Source organism: Bradyrhizobium jicamae (genome assembly GCF_018130215.1).
GTDB lineage: Bacteria > Pseudomonadota > Alphaproteobacteria > Rhizobiales > Xanthobacteraceae > Bradyrhizobium > Bradyrhizobium jicamae_A.
In genome coordinates this window covers 1-14,834 of sequence record NZ_JAFCKQ010000061.1, presented here as the reverse complement: position 1 = coordinate 14,834, position 14,834 = coordinate 1, and the positions used below count along the sequence as shown (strand labels likewise).

The following is a 14,834-nucleotide window of genomic DNA, read 5'->3' as shown; positions in this document are numbered from 1 at the left end:
CTAAATCCGTGCCCGGTGACCAAACCATTGGCACTAATTCAGCGGCGGAGGTGCTGCTGATCTTCTTCAAGCTCGGGCTGACCTGCTTCGGCGGTCCGATCGCGCACATTGGCTATTTCCGGGACGAGTTCATCCTGCGACGAAAGTGGATCGACGAGCACGCTTTCGCCGACCTGGTCGGGCTGTGCCAATTCCTGCCGGGCCCCGCCAGCAGTCAGGTCGGCTTCTCGATCGGGCTGATGCGGGCCGGTTATCTGGGCGCCCTCGTCGCCTGGACCGGCTTCACGCTGCCGTCGGCCGCGATCCTCGTCCTGTTCGCCTACGGCGCCGGCGCGCTGAGCGGACCGGTCTGAGCCGGCATGCTGCGTCGTGTGCTCATGAAGGCAAGGTTTCGGCTGCCCGAGCGTTCAGCAGACTTGGCTGCCGCGGATCGCGCAACCCCGCAAAATGGCCCATCGCGACCAACGCACCCGCGCCCACCTGTCCGCTGCGAGGTGCCTACCGGACCTTGCTGAGACCGGGACAAACTGTACCGACTGACCCCAGGCAGACACCAAGTTCAGAACGAGTTATGCTTGCACTCGCTCTTCTCGACAAGAGCGATAGAAGGCTAGCTACAATGGGGATTGCAGTGCAGTTAGAACCAACGCGGGTCGAAATCTATCACTTTAAAGCTCCGATCACCGAACCGATCATCACTTCGTTCGGATCGATTCCCGCTCGAAACGCACTACTGGTCAGGATCGAAGACAAGGATGGTGCCTTCGGTTGGGGCGAGGTTTGGGCGAATTTCCCGCCAGCGGGAGCTGAGAGCAAGGTTCGATTGTTGGAGACAATCCTGATTCCGGCGACGTTGGGACGATCTTGGACGACGCCCGCAGCGGCCCTGATTGATCTCACGCAACGCATGCGTCGGAACGCCATTCAAAGCGGCGAGCCCGGCCCCTTCGCATCCTGTATCGCTGGCATCGACGTCGCTTTGTCGGACCTGGTCGCTCGAAAAGCCGGACTACCGTTGTGGAAGGCGCTTGGCCGCAAAAATGCGCCCGAGCCCTTGCTCGCCTACGCGAGCAATCTCAATCCAAAGGGTGCGGCAGAGTACGTCGCGATGTGTCGCGAGCGCGGCTATCGTGCCTTCAAACTCAAGGTGGCGTTCGATTTGAAGAGTGACCTCGCGAACGTGCGCGAGATCACCGCTGGCCTGAAATCGGGCGAGCGCTTCATGATCGATGCGAACCAGGGGTGGGATTTGGTAACCGCGCGCCCTGCGGTCGAAGCCTTCAGCCAGTTCCCACTCGATTGGATCGAGGAGGCGATTCCGGCCGACGACCCGCCCGAGTACTGGGCGGAGCTCGCCATGTTGTCACGCGTGCCATTGGCCGGCGGCGAGAACATCATTGGATTCGCAGCCTTCGATGCGACGATCAACGAGGGCCACCTAGGGGTGATACAGCCAGATATCTGTAAATGGGGCGGAATCTCTGGCTGCTTTGCCGTAGCGCGGCGAGCGGTCGCGAAGGGACTGAAATATTGCCCGCACTGGCTTAACTCAGGGCTCGGTCTGCACGCTGCCGCACATGTGCTGGCCGCCGTTGGGGGTGAAGGTCTCCTGGAGCACGACGCGATGGAAAATCCTCTTCAATCGGTCCTCGCCCAACCGTTCCCACCACTCGTCGATGGGCGCTTCGCGTTAGCAGATCGAGCCGGTCTAGGTGTGACGCCTGATCTCCGGGCGGCGAATGCCTTCCTGATTCATCACAGTGAGCATCGAGCCGAATAGGATCGGGATCGACTTCAGTTGACATCGCCCGCGGTCGAGACGAAGCAGCGCGAACAACTGTCTATTCGGGACGAGTAAAAACTAAGCGTACGCCTTTGACTTCCCGTTCTGGCGCTTCGCGACCGTTTGCACGCACGCTAAGCGTCCGAAGTTGAGGTAAGACCGGAAGTCAGCCGTTAGCGATCAAACCGACGCTCGTGCCCCCGAGCGGACGCTGGCGAGACCCGCACTGCGCCAGGACAGTTCTGTCACCAATGGTGGAGCAATCAAGCGCCAAGGTTTCAAGCTATGCCATCCTCGGCTGAGGTCTGTCGCGCCGCTTTCTCCTGTGCGAGAGTTGCTTCCAGCCGCGCGATGTTTTCGAGGAGCCGATGGCTGGTCAGGATGAGCACTTAATAGGCAAATTGCGGATTTTGAAAGTAGATTTCAAGCAGCCGTTCATAAGTTATGGTCAAGACTTGGCCGTCTTCGATGCATTCGACCGTTCCGGTTCGTCGATTATTGGGCGCAAGAAAGCCAAGTTCTCCCATGAAACGTCCTGGCGGAAGCTCGACGCCGATTTCCTTGACCTGGAACTTTCCTGTGACGGTGAGAAACATTTCGGCAGCCGCATCACCCTTCCTGAACAATCGGTCGCCCCGGTTATATCTGCGGTCGCTCATGAACGGTTTGAGCCATTCCATCGACATGTCACCCTGCATCGCATCGCGTGCCTTCTTAACGAGCTTGAGCAGTTGGCGGAGGCGAACGGCATTGACCGGCAGCAACAGTAGATAAAGCAGAAAGGTCGCGATGCTTCCGGAAAGCGCGCCGGAGATTGTGAAGAATGTACATGCGATCATGTTCGCGACCCGCAGCGGAACCATTCTCTGCATCAGCAAGGTAGCGACAAAGAAAATGGCGCCAACCAAGGCGAACATGTTGGCGAGCGTGATATTGGCCAACACAATTTCAAGCAGCCGATTAAAAAGTGCGTCGTAGGTGATGTTGTTGGGATCAAGTCCCATCTGGACCAGAACCTTTGCGACCCTGAGATTATCCGCGGCCGTATCAAGGATGCGGTTTAGTATCGTGGAAGGATCTGCACTGATGGGCTCCATTGGATCATCCCTCACAAAGCGGTCAGTACCCCCCCGAATATATCCCGGATATTGATGATCGAGGGGCGGTATTGAAGGCGCTCTTTGTTGCGGCGCATGGGTCCGAAATTGGCCCAACTCTGACCTCCCAGGAAGTCTGGTGTCATACCGCTGTTGGGGGAGAAGCGAACGGGATCCGAAACTAATCACCGCAGCGTCGTCGAGCCCCGGACCTGAACCCGCTCGGCACGGCGCCAGATCCTGCGGCCCGAAATCAACCCGCGTGTCAGCTACCTTGCGGCTTCGTCTATAAATTCGGTGGCGGGGTCCTAGATAATTCTGGACCACGTGAAAGCGCGCGCGACGGGGGTGGCCCGTCCAAGTGGGGTGCCCCCCTCGCCGTCCCGAAGCGCGAGGCGGGCCTGGCCCGGGACCGACGTAGAGATCTGGCGCGCGGAACAATTTTAGATTTCGGATGGTGACGGCCAGCAAGATGGCTGAATACTTGGAGCGCTCGGATCGATCACATAAAGCAGTTGTTTGAGGGGTTTCGTCAGGCATGGCTTCCGGACCGAATGTCACGCTTTGACTTAGGCTCGACCAATGTGTCCCTGCCGAGGGCGGGATCGTAGTTGGCGCCATATTACTCGCACAGGGGGCGGTCTTCGATTTACCCGGCACTGACGATCCGGATGCTGAGAAACTCGTTCGGGTTAGAGAGAGCCTTGAAGCGACAGCGGCACCTTCTTTCCAATTTAATCGAGCCAGCACCAAGCACTAGTCTAATCTGGATCGCATTCCGAAATCGAAGCGACGTAAGCGTGCGTTCCGAGGAGACTGCATTGTTGTCCACAGTGTGGATTTGGCCACACCGCTTGGTCGTGAATCGCCGTAAGCTTCACGCCCGTTACTCTCCAGCCCTGCACCCATCGCGAACAGCAGGCTTCCTTCGATGGCTTACATGGGCGGCCGGCGCTGATGGGGCATCCGCCAGACAATTGCGAACGCCACGCATGCCAGTATAGCGAATGCGAGAGCATTTACCTGTTCCAGAATCGATTGCGCGGCCGCCGTGGATCTATTTCGAGCTGAGAAGATCGCCACTGTCCCAGATCGATCACATCATGACTGCCGTGTTTGCGGAGCAAAGCTCACCCTCGTCAGAACTATCCTGGAATCTGAAAGTGGAGTCGTCATTCATACGTTTGAATGCGAACGGTGCGGAGACCGCACTTGGACCGACTAAAGTTAAAACAGGTATGAAGCTGCCCACTATCGAGTCAATCGCTCACTAACGTCCGCTTCGTACCTGTGCGCTTGGCGTGCTACGTAGAACGATTGGTTCGATCAGCCGATTCGGCAGAAGGCCATCATCTGTCGGGTCAGCTCGAGGCCCTGATAGCCGCTGGTGCTGAGAAGATCTTCCAGGAGAAGATCAGCGGCGCACGTGCCATCGCCCCCAGATGGCGACGCTCAAGGTGAAAAGCCGGACGCTCCACGCTTTCAGTCGCGTCCAGAAAACCAAGCTGAAGGCGAAGCAGGGACGCCGAGGGGTTGCGGCTTGATGGCCGCTGTCAGCAAGCGGATTTCGCACTGGCCGCCTTCCTTGACGTAAACCTCGGACCAGAAGAGGGCGCACACTCCCCCTCTTCGGACGGATCGGCGGCCACGCACAGCAACTGGCGGTGCGTGTCGCAAGGCCTATTCGTGCGACAGCCTCTGCGGCTTCTCAGCAGGCAACATCGCTTCGACGAATTCCAAGACGGCCCGCCGCTTGTCTGGATCGCTGAGTTTCGAGAAGGCGCGTAAAAGCCTGAGAGCTTCGAGGTCTTCGCGCTTTGCAAGATAATCGTTCATACCGCCAAACATACACGGCGCGGTGCCGTTGCAGTTATCGCTTCTGGCCTTAACGTTAAAGTTGCGATCCGGGCAATTACGGAATCCACATCCGAACGATCTTGCGGCAAACAGTACGCACTGCAGTGATGATGGTTCTCAGCCGACCAATTTTTTGTCGAGGGGCTGCAACGCGAGCAGTCCTTTTCATTTCTGGTAATCCGAACACGAAACGCTCTAGCCGACACCGGGGGCTGAAGTTGTCGGACCAACCGGCGCTTATCGGTGCCTGATGGAAGACGACAACGACGAATTCTGGACTGACGAGCGGCGAATGCGGGTTCGCGAAATGCTTGAGCGGGAAAACCTCCCCAAGGACCAACTCCGCTTTCATGTTTTCCCGGGAAAGCTGGAGCCGTCGTCACAGCGCGAGCCTTCACGGCGGCGGACCTTTCTTTTCTGCCTTGTCTTCTTCGTCATCGCTTGTCTCGTAGTCGGATCGCTGTGTTTGCTTCTTGACTGGTGATGCGGCCCAAATGGTCGGTCAGCCTTATGCGACCACCACGTAGATCGCGAAGGCGGCTGCGATCGCCACCCCGATAAGCGACAGACGGAAATAAAGCTGATCCCGGTCCATGGAGCGGGATTGTATGCCGCGCCGCTTGCGCGGGCCTTACAGTAAGTTAAGCGCCTTCACTGAGGCGGCCTTACTCCTTGGGCTCCGGCGGATGCAATCCGCGCTTCTCAGCCTCGTATTCTTCGATCATCACAGCGAACCGATCTATGATTTCCTGATCGGTCATTCGCTCCAATAGCCGCCTGATGCGAGCTATATGCTCGTCATTCTGGAGGCACCTCTCACACATGACTGGGTGACCGGACCTGATCCGCCCGGATCACGCCGCAATCGCGACACCGCTCGGTTAGGAATTCCGTTTGTGTCTGGCTGTCGCAGAATAGTCGGAGATTGTTCATCTGACGGCCGCACTTGCAGCGAACGGATTCGTCGTTTTGCAACATGGCATGATCTCCGATGATCATGCTCATCTAACTAACATAAGTTACTTGAGTTCCAGCGAAATGCAGTTTGTGCCAGCCGCGCGTGGCCCAATTGGGCCTCTAGAGGCCATTGGCGAAGGCGCCCAGCCTGCAGTCTTGCGGAGGCGGGCGGTGCGTGCCTTGACTTGAATTCTCGTGCTGGCGTCTGGGACAACCGTCCCAGCATGACGAGCAGACTTATCGACTGGATTATGATCGTCGGATACGCCTCAATCGTGGCAGGCGCGGTCGCGCTCGCAGCGTTTCTCTTTCTGTAGCGCCATACGGCGAAGGAGTGCCGCTTCGCACGACGGTGAGATGGAGCGACACGCGCCACGCTTCCACCGCGGCGAATCCCTTCGACGGGACTGAGAAGCCATAGAGATCGTAACCCACGGCCTCCCTGCTCCCGCTCCGGCGCATCCGCTCTTCCGCGTCTATCCAAAGCCCTTTCGACGCGAGTACACACAACTTGCTGCGCGGACTCCGTAGCGTCGACGACCCTCCTTCCATTCGACCGCAGGCTTGTCGATTCCTGCCTTTCAAGAATTTGTCTGAAGCGCGCGGCACTCGGCCCATGTCGGCTCCACCATAGCCCGCATTGACAGTTTGCGCTGCTCCTCTCCCATCAGCAATAGCGTCAGGTCAACGCGGCAAGACGCGTGCGCACGAGATCAATGTGGCTTCGCAGTGTATATAAACTGCTTGCATAAACATTCGGCAATTGCAGATGGTTCGCGCGTTGATCAATCAGATCCAGTTTCGTGTTCAGCGCGCCGAGGTCAATCTTCACTCCTTGCGCCTGCATCTCGCTCTCGATCAACCTGATCTCGTCATAGAGGCGCCTGATCCGGAGCTGCATCATCCAGTCGTACGACTGCGGCAGCAACTTGAATGCGGGGAAGAGCAGCGCGACCAATGGAACAAACACGACCAGGAGCTTCTCGACCAGCGTCGCAGCCCAGAATGGAAGGTAGCCTTGCAAGAAAGGCCGCCCCGCCTTGTAAAAGCGCTGCGCTTCTTGGCTGAGCGGAATGTCGATTGCTTCGGCAGCTGGAAACTCGCCCGCCTTCTGGAAAATCCCCGGCGGAGAATGAATCTCGACGGCTGCATTGAGCAACAGATACTGCAATGCAGGATGCAGATCGGCGCGCACGGCAAGGCTGGCTTTCGGCGCCAACAGCACAACGTCGTTCGGCGGGCGGTTCGCCAAGAGATCGATGACCCCGGCTGGTAGCATCAATTTGTGCAAGTAAGGATAAATTGCCACGAAAGCATCCGCGCGCTGAGCGGTCGAAAGCTCGATGCCTGTGGCGTGGAGAAGAGACTGGACCACTGGAGACTCCCAGGCAGTCACAATAAACGCCGCGTCGATGTCGCCGGCGATCAGCTTTTCAGCGGCAGCCTGCGGGGGAAATCCCGACAACTCGCTGACAACACTGTCAAGTCTGGTCCTTTCGAGGACTTGCTTCGCCAAGGCACGCCCACCGCTTCCCTCGGGACCTATCGAAAGTCGGCGGCCGCGCAATCCCTGTGCGCCTTCCCCGATTCCAGCTCGGCGAAAAAGCCATAATGGTTCATAAAACACAGTGCCGAGCGACTCCAACTCCGGGGCTTTCTTCCTGGTTGCGGTTCCGCCCTGTATGAATCCAACACTGACCTGCGACGTCGGATCGATCAGATATCTCAGATTGTCCAGGCTGCCGGCAGTCGGCCGCAGCTGCAGCTTGACACCATCTTTCGCCAGGATGTCACGGTAACGGATCCCCAGTTCGTAATTGGCCCCGCCTTCGGCGCCAGTCGCCATCACCAACTCACGCGGCGGCAACGTTGTCACGATGAACCAGCTCGCGCCGAAAAATATCGCCGCCGCCCCGGCAAATGCAGCATAGCGCCAGATTCTGTAGGCATAATCTCCAACAATCATCGCGCGTCAATCCTCAGTGCCGTCGCGAACTCACCGACCGGTCCCAGCCAATTGCATTGCGTGCATCATGTTTACCCACCTTCGCTGAAACTCCAGGCGGGATTCAAGGGTCAATGGGCACGTACTGCCTTCCTTGGCCTTATGCCTTCCGTGATCTTGATCCAGATCAAGGAGGTAGAAAAAGAAGCATACATAGTTATGAAGGTTTAGCATGCTCCGCCCCGTTATTCGCCACTCCGGTCGGGATCAGGATCAGAGTGCTTACGATCGTCGGTGACCGGATCGCATCACGCCGCGCTCGGCTTCGTCCCGGGAGCCTGCGCCACATCCACGAAGAGATTTGGTACCCGTTCCGCCCGATCCAACAGCCATGCGGCGGCAGTCATGATCGCGAAGCCGACGAAGCTGGCCACGAAATGCTCGATGAACGCGCTCTTAAACTTGGGCGTCGATCCCCCATTGCCCAAATGAGCCTCCGGAAGTCTGATCAAGGATTGGAGTTTCCGCCGTCGATGCTGGCGGCCGCCGACGAGATCATCGGCTGAGACGCGACTTCCGTGCGAAGCAGCGGGTTTTCTGAAATGGCGATGCTCCGTCGTATTGCGATTGCGTTCGCAAACGGATACGGTGAGGCACAGCAGACCGCATGCCCAAGCCGAACGGACCGAACGCGGGTTTTGTCAAGCGATGGCTGGAACAGCTAGGGCTGTCCGGCTACCTACAGGCGTTCGTCGACAACGACATCGACGCTGGCAACTTGGCGCATCTGACCTCGACCGATCTCGTCGAACTGGGCGTCACGTCAGTCGGACATCGCCGCCGGCTACTCGATGCGATCGCAAAGCTTGCCGTGGAAGTGCAGCGGCCCGAGCCGAAAGAGAAATCCGCCCCTCGGGCGCCTGCGCAGCGGCCGCTTGCCAAAGCCGAGCGGCGGCAGGTCACGACCATGTTCTGCGACCTCGTCGGCTACACCAGAATTTCCTCCGATTTCGACCCCGAGATCGTGCTGGAGCTCCTCACCAGCTACAAAGATGCCTGCGCCACGCTAATCGATCGCTATGGCGGATACGTGCTGCGCTATGTCGGGGATGGCGTGCTCGCGACCTACGGATATCCGCGCGCGCGCGAGGACGACGCGGCACGCGCGGTTGCTACCGGGCTGATGCTCGCCGAGGAAATCAGCAAGCTCGTCACACCAAGCGGAGAAAAACTCCGGGTACGGATTGGCATCGCGACGGGGCCGGTCGTGGTCGGCGACTTGGTCGGCCATGCCGCCATCGAGCGGGATTCGCTGGTTGGCGAAGCCCCCAACCTTGCCGCACGGCTGCAAGGCGAAGCCGGGGGCGGCGAGGTGCTCATCGCGGAAACGACTGCAAAAATAATCGGCGGACACTTCCGCCTGGTCAATCTCGGCATGCGAAGCCTGAAGGGCTTCGACGCGCCAGTCATGGCCTATCGTGTGATCGGGGAACAGCGGGGAGCGACCCGCTTCGACGCCGTGCACGGCGCCGTCAGCTTGCCCATGATCAGTCGCGAGCACGAGATCTCCCGACTGGTCGACCGTGCCGCCGCGGCCCTGCTCGGCCAAGGCCAGATCGTCGTGATCACCGGCGAGGCCGGAATTGGAAAGTCGCGCCTGATCGAGGAGATGCACCGCAGGCTCGAGATCAGACCGGAACAGCGTGTGGTGTTGCAATGTTCACCGATCCACGCCAACCGCCCGTTCCACCCGATCACCCACTATCTCGACTACATGACGGGCGTAGAAGCGCCGGATGCTGACGTGCGCCAGCTCGACAAGCTCGACGCAATGCTGCGCGGGCTCGGCCAGGCAAGCCCCGAACGGCTGGCACTAATCGCCGAGCTGTTGCGGCGCGAGAGCAGCGACCGCAGGCTATTGCTACGGCTTGCGCCCACAGAAGTCAGGGCACGCACTATCGCGGCACTGCTCGACATAGTCGAGGCGATCTCGCGCGAGAGTCCAATCATCGTCATCGAGGACGTGCACTGGGCGGATCCCTCGACCAACGAATGGCTGGAGCAGCTGGCCGAAATGATCCGCGGCCTTCCGGTATTGCTGGTTGCGACTATGCGCCCGGAGGAGATGCCGCAATGGGCGCGGCGTTCTGGCGCGAGCATTCTTCAGCTGGCGCGGCTGCAGCCCGACGAGATCAGACGGCTCGTAAATACCATCGCCACCGAGCGCAAGATGCCGATCAGTATGATCGATGCGATTGTGGTGCGCTCGGACGGCATTCCGATCTTTGCTGAGGAATTGGCCCGCAGCCTGCAGGCGATAGGGGACGTCTCTCCCGGCGCGACGGATGCGACGGCGATCCCGGTGACCCTGAACGAAATTCTGCTGGCGCGGCTCGACCTGCTCGAAAATGGCCGTGAGACGGCGCAGCTTGCGGCGGCTATCGGGCGCGACATCCCGCTCGATCTGATGATAGCGGTATCGCCCTTCGGCGAGGCCGCTATGCGGGAGAGCATCGAGGGGTTGGTCGAAAGCGGCATCTTCGTCACCCGTCCCAGTGGCTTCGGTGATGTCGTCGATTTCCGCCACGCGCTGCTGCGCGACGCCGCCTATCACCTGCTGCTGCGGCGCGACCGAGTGCGCGTCCACAAACTGATTGCCAACACCATCGAGGCGAGATTTCCCGCAATCGTCGACAGCATGCCGCACGTGCTGGCGCACCAGTTCGCGGAAGCCGGGGACCATTCCGCCGCCATCGTCTATCTGGAGAAGGCAGGACGCGACGCCGCGCGTCGGTCGGCGGCCATGGAGGCGGTCGCACATTTCACCGCGGCGCTGGAGCAGACCTCACGCCTTCCACCGGGAGGCGAACGTGACGTCCGAGAATTCGACTTGCGCCTTGCCATTCTGGGGCCACTGATCGCAGCACGTGGCTATGGCGCGGGCGAAGTCGAGCGGCAGATAGCGCAAGCTGTCGAGCTTTCGGCGCGCATCGGCGGCGGCGAACGCATCGTTCCGGCGCTGTTCCTGAACTGGATCGCCCGCTTCAACGAGACCGATGTTCGGTTCGAAATGGCACGCCAAATCATGCAGGTGGCGGCGCATGGCAGTACCCTCGACAAACTGATCGCGCATCGCTGCATGGGCACGACTTTGCTGTTCCGTGGTGAGTTCGACGCGGCGATCGCTCAGTTTGAGCTATTCCAGAATTTGTTTGTTCCTGAACGACACAACGAGGCGCTGAACAAGGTCGGCGCCACCGTCCATGCCGTCACCGTCAAGGTTGGGCTTGCCGAAGCCTGGACCATGCTCGGCGACACCAAACGAGCCGGCGTCTGGCGCAAGGCTGCGCTCGACGATGCCAACGCGAGCGGCCACTACCAGACGATTTGCCATGCCACCGCTTTCGCAGGCGGCCTGCTCGCCGCCTTGATGGAAGATGCCAACGAGCTTGCCTTCCATGCCGCGCGGTTGCGGGACCTCACGCTGCAGCAGGACCTGCCCTACTGGCGGCCGCACGCCGATCTGCTTGCAGGCATGGCTGACATTCATCGGGGATTTGTTGAAAAAGGCTTCCGTCTGGCGCAGCACGGCATGGGACGCATGATCGCCGAGCGCCTGCCCTCGCTGTCTGCGTGGTGCGTGGTGTTTGCCGCCGGCTGCGTCAGGGCACACCGCCCCGAGGAAGGGCTCGCGACGCTGGCAGGGATAGCCGAGGAGATCGATACGGGCGAGCGCTGGACAGCTGGCGAGTTTCACCGGTTACGCGGTCTATTACGACTGCAATCCGGCGATAGCCCGGGTGGCCTCGAGGACCTAGCGGAAGCGCAGCGGATCGCCGCTCAGCAAGGTTCGGCGCTGGTCGAGCGCCGCGTCAAGGCTGATCGCGAACGGGTAGCCAAAGCGAGCTGAACCTTTACCGCAACATAATGGTGCACCGCGGCCTTTGGCGGCGCGGGGTCGCTGAGCAGCGGATCGACGAGCTAAGGGGAACGCTGCTGAACGTCGAGCCCGAATTTCAGTCGCGCTTCATCCGACTACTGATCGTGGTATCAGCACGATGAACGTTGCGGAGACGACGGCTGGTCATTCAGGGCCGCCGCTCGCTCGCGGCCATTTCCATCCCCCGACGCGGCCCGAGTTGGCCAGCGACTTCAAGGCCAAACGTGGGTTTATGGCGCGCTCGGACCGCGGTCGCATTTAACGCGATTTCAACGGCTTATCTCAATAACGCGGATCGAAAGATGGCTATCGCCCCGATAGGGGCCTTTCAGCTCCCGTGGCAGGCCCCTAGGTGGCTCGGCGCGTCAGCGCGACGGCACGAACGCCACCACTTCGATCTCCACGCAGGTGCCGAAGCCGAGGAGCGATCCCGCTCCGATGGAGGTGCTGGCCGGCGGCTCCTTGACGTCCATGTCTCGTGCCGCGCTTGACGACGAAGCAGTAAGGCGACAACGATCCCTACAGTGAACGTAGCGAATGTTGGCTGAATCTGTCTCACGTCAGGGTTATCAAGCCAGCATGATCAACAGCGATTGCGATAAAGCCTCTTCTGGTTTCGGCGGTACCAACGACCTCACGCGCACCGGCCGTTGGAAAGACCCGGACTCGGCCGATCGCTACAAGCACACGATGGCGAGCACCGAGGCGGGACGGGCGGATCTGCTGCCGGTGCCAGCGCCGGGAACGTCCACTTCTCGGCGTTCCAAAAAGGCCGTGTGAGTTGCCCCCGAGCCAACACCTCACGTACTTGCGGATGCTCCAACTGATGGCGCGCCAATCGCGGGACGAACTCGCGACCTCGATGCCGCACATGGGCGAGCGCGGCCGGATCGCCGAGGAAATCATCAAAGGCATTTTGACGCGCATCCTTCCGAAGCGCTTCTCGATCGGAACAGGGGTTATCATCGCTGCCAACGGCGAGGCCAGCCCACAGATCGACATTGTGATCTATGACATTTTCCACAACGCTCCCCTCCTGTCCGAGTTCGGGGCATGTCTTTTTCCCGTTGAGACCGTCTATGCGACAATCGAGGTGAAGTCGCTCCTCAACAAAGCTGAGTTTGAAAAATCGCTGGCAGCGATCCGAACAATTCGCAAGCTTGGAGAGCAGCGACACTACATCGTTCCCAACCTTGTCGTAGAGGGTGACCGGGTCGTCCCCAAGGAGCCTGTTCCAAAGACGCGCGACGTCCCTCCGCGCAACTATGTCCTAGCCTTTGCACAGGATGGCTTCGGAAAGACCTTTGCCGACTTCAAGCAGCGCCTCTCAGCGATTCTCGGGAACCCCGAAACCTTCATCCACGGCGTCTGCATTCTAAAGGATGATTGGTTTGCCGGACGGGTCGCCCACAAACCGGCATCTGAGCTCTATGGCTGGGGCAAGGACGGGCTGATGCGCTTTTACACGTCTCTGCTCAAGGGGCAGCGCAACTACACGATCCATCCCATCGACCTGAACGCCTACCTGCCTGACGACGACGGTGCAACAATACCGCGCGCAAACCTTGACTTTCGATTATTTTGTAGTTACGGAATAATTCGTGAAGATCATCTGGGACGAACGCAAACGCCTCGCCAATCTCGACAAGCATGGGATGGATTTTGCTGATCTCAACGAGCGGTTCTTCGATACTGCGTTGGTCCGCAAGGCCAAAGGGAATCGCTGGATGGCGATTGGCATCAACATCCGGGGCGTGATTGCAGTCGTCTTCGCCGTCTACGGCCAAGAGGCCGTGAGCGTGATCAACATGCGTCCGGCCCGCAAAGACGAAAGGGAACTCTATGAAGAAACCCGCCGCTAAAAAGCCCTACACCGCGAAGGACATGCGCGACGTCAGCGACAGCCCGATCTGGACCAAAGAGGACTTCGCCGAGGCCAAGCCGTTCGATGAAGTATTTCCGAAAATACGCAGAGGTCGGGGACCCAACAAGGCCCCGACAAAGGAACAGGTGACGCTGCGGCTTAGCCCATACGTGATCAAGCACTTCAGAGCGGGGGGACCTGGCTGGCAGAGCAGAATCGATGAAACGCTCGCCAAGGCCATCAAGAAGCGAAAGGCCGGCTAAAAAGCTCTCCAATCACATACTACTGCGCGCGCTAAGTGCGCGCCCAAAAAAGGCCGGGGCACCGCCGGGAGATGGCGCGCCGAGCCAGGACGCAGACCCGTTCCTTGGGGGAGACTCACCGGGTCCATTTGCAGCTAGCAAAAAGCGGACCGCTTCGGAAGCCGTTCACCATTGAAGCGATAGACCGGACGCTCCAGCAGGAGCTTAACTCGTAGAACGCTTGAACTCACTTCCGTCTCTCAACTCTGGCGAGCTCCTCCAAAAATTCATCAAGTGCGCGTTGGCCAGCGAACTCTGCTGCTGCCTGTGATTGATAACCACCTGAGCCAATTTGCACGCCCATCGGCCTGCTCCGCCGCCGTAGTTCCCAGCGCCAGGGATGGGAACGTGCGCCAGTATCAATCGTCTCGATGGCACAACCGGCGGGCGACCCCTGCGGCAGCGATCTCAAGAAACTGTGCCCCGGCGTTCAGCCCGGCGAAGGCCGGATCACGGCCTGCATCAAATCCCATTTGACCGAGCTATCGGAGACCTGCGAGGCCCGCGTGCCTGGGGTAGGTGTGACAGGAAAAGTGTGCAAGACCGATGTTACGAAGCTGTGTGCCGGCGTTGTACCGAGCAGCGGCGGTATCAGGGCCTGCATAAAGTCACACATGGCGGAGGTGAGCGATCCCTGCAGGGATGCGATGTCCTGCACTGCTGCGGGCAAGAAACTCTTCGGCAGTGAGTCTCCATAGATCCGGTTCAATCGGGCCAAGCTCCTCGCTCTTCACGCGTTGAGCACGAGAGAGATGAAAGCGTTCAGCCGCAGAAGCGCGCCTTGATCGCATTCACTAGCGTCATGTCGCCTTACGGCCCCAAATCGACATCTTCACTCGTCATCCAGATTTCCGCTTTCGATTGCGTCGCGGACAAGCATTAGCATCCAACGAGGTCGCGTTTTGACCCAAGGCGGACCTTGCCGCACACTCCTGGACTGAGACAAGGTCTTGATTTGATCACCGAGGTGCACTCAAAAGGTTCCCGAGCGCCAACCTACTAGACGGTCTTTCTGCCAGGCAAAGGATTTTGAATGATGATCCAAATCAACGGAATGGCCCACGTCATCCTCACCGTCTCTGATTTTTC

10 protein-coding genes and 2 pseudogenes are annotated in these 14,834 nt (G+C 59.5%); 9 read left to right on the top strand and 3 right to left on the bottom strand.

Features of this window, described 5'->3' with window-relative positions:
• Positions 1-8: 8 nt before the first annotated feature.
• Positions 9-350, top strand: a pseudogene (locus tag JQ586_RS36230) (chromate transporter); the annotation flags it as partial.
• A 221-nt stretch (positions 351-571) separates the two neighbouring features.
• Positions 572-1,780 carry a mandelate racemase/muconate lactonizing enzyme family protein gene (locus JQ586_RS36225; protein WP_212399434.1) on the top strand — a complete coding sequence of 403 codons (1,209 nt, stop codon included), beginning with the start codon at positions 572-574 and terminating at the stop codon, positions 1,778-1,780.
• A gap of 281 nt (positions 1,781-2,061) precedes the next feature.
• Here JQ586_RS36225 and JQ586_RS36220 read toward each other — a convergent pair.
• Both JQ586_RS36220 and JQ586_RS36215 read right to left on the bottom strand, forming a co-directional pair.
• Positions 2,062-2,880, bottom strand: a pseudogene (locus JQ586_RS36220) (Crp/Fnr family transcriptional regulator).
• Between the two features lie 1,680 nt (positions 2,881-4,560).
• Entirely contained in the window at positions 4,561-4,716 is a 156-nt protein-coding gene (locus JQ586_RS36215; protein ID WP_212399433.1) for a hypothetical protein, read from the bottom strand.
• A gap of 271 nt (positions 4,717-4,987) precedes the next feature.
• Between JQ586_RS36215 and JQ586_RS36210 the strand changes: the two genes are divergently transcribed.
• On the top strand, positions 4,988-5,221 hold the full coding sequence (locus tag JQ586_RS36210) for a hypothetical protein (RefSeq protein WP_212399432.1): 234 nt from the start codon (positions 4,988-4,990) through the stop codon (positions 5,219-5,221).
• Between the two features lie 1,152 nt (positions 5,222-6,373).
• Here JQ586_RS36210 and JQ586_RS36205 read toward each other — a convergent pair.
• Positions 6,374-7,660, bottom strand: a complete 1,287-nt coding sequence (locus JQ586_RS36205; RefSeq protein ID WP_212399431.1) for a TAXI family TRAP transporter solute-binding subunit — start codon at positions 7,658-7,660, stop codon at positions 6,374-6,376.
• Positions 7,661-7,917: 257 nt separating this feature from the next.
• Between JQ586_RS36205 and JQ586_RS36200 the strand changes: the two genes are divergently transcribed.
• The 6 genes from JQ586_RS36200 (at position 7,918) to JQ586_RS36175 (ending at position 13,706) form a co-directional block, all read left to right on the top strand.
• Positions 7,918-8,205: a hypothetical protein gene (locus JQ586_RS36200; protein ID WP_212399430.1), complete on the top strand. Its 288-nt coding sequence runs from the start codon at positions 7,918-7,920 to the stop codon at positions 8,203-8,205.
• Between the two features lie 101 nt (positions 8,206-8,306).
• On the top strand, positions 8,307-11,549 hold the full coding sequence (locus JQ586_RS36195; protein WP_212399429.1) for an adenylate/guanylate cyclase domain-containing protein: 3,243 nt from the start codon (positions 8,307-8,309) through the stop codon (positions 11,547-11,549).
• A 567-nt stretch (positions 11,550-12,116) separates the two neighbouring features.
• Positions 12,117-12,359, top strand: a complete 243-nt coding sequence (locus JQ586_RS36190; RefSeq protein WP_212399428.1) for a hypothetical protein — start codon at positions 12,117-12,119, stop codon at positions 12,357-12,359.
• A gap of 46 nt (positions 12,360-12,405) precedes the next feature.
• On the top strand, positions 12,406-13,248 hold the full coding sequence (locus JQ586_RS36185) for a DUF6602 domain-containing protein (protein WP_212399427.1): 843 nt from the start codon (positions 12,406-12,408) through the stop codon (positions 13,246-13,248).
• On the top strand, positions 13,181-13,441 hold the full coding sequence (locus JQ586_RS36180) for a BrnT family toxin (RefSeq protein WP_212399426.1): 261 nt from the start codon (positions 13,181-13,183) through the stop codon (positions 13,439-13,441). Before JQ586_RS36185 ends, JQ586_RS36180 begins: the two co-directional genes overlap by 68 nt.
• Entirely contained in the window at positions 13,422-13,706 is a 285-nt protein-coding gene (locus JQ586_RS36175; protein WP_212399425.1) for a BrnA antitoxin family protein, read from the top strand. Before JQ586_RS36180 ends, JQ586_RS36175 begins: the two co-directional genes overlap by 20 nt.
• Positions 13,707-14,834 lie beyond the last annotated feature (1,128 nt).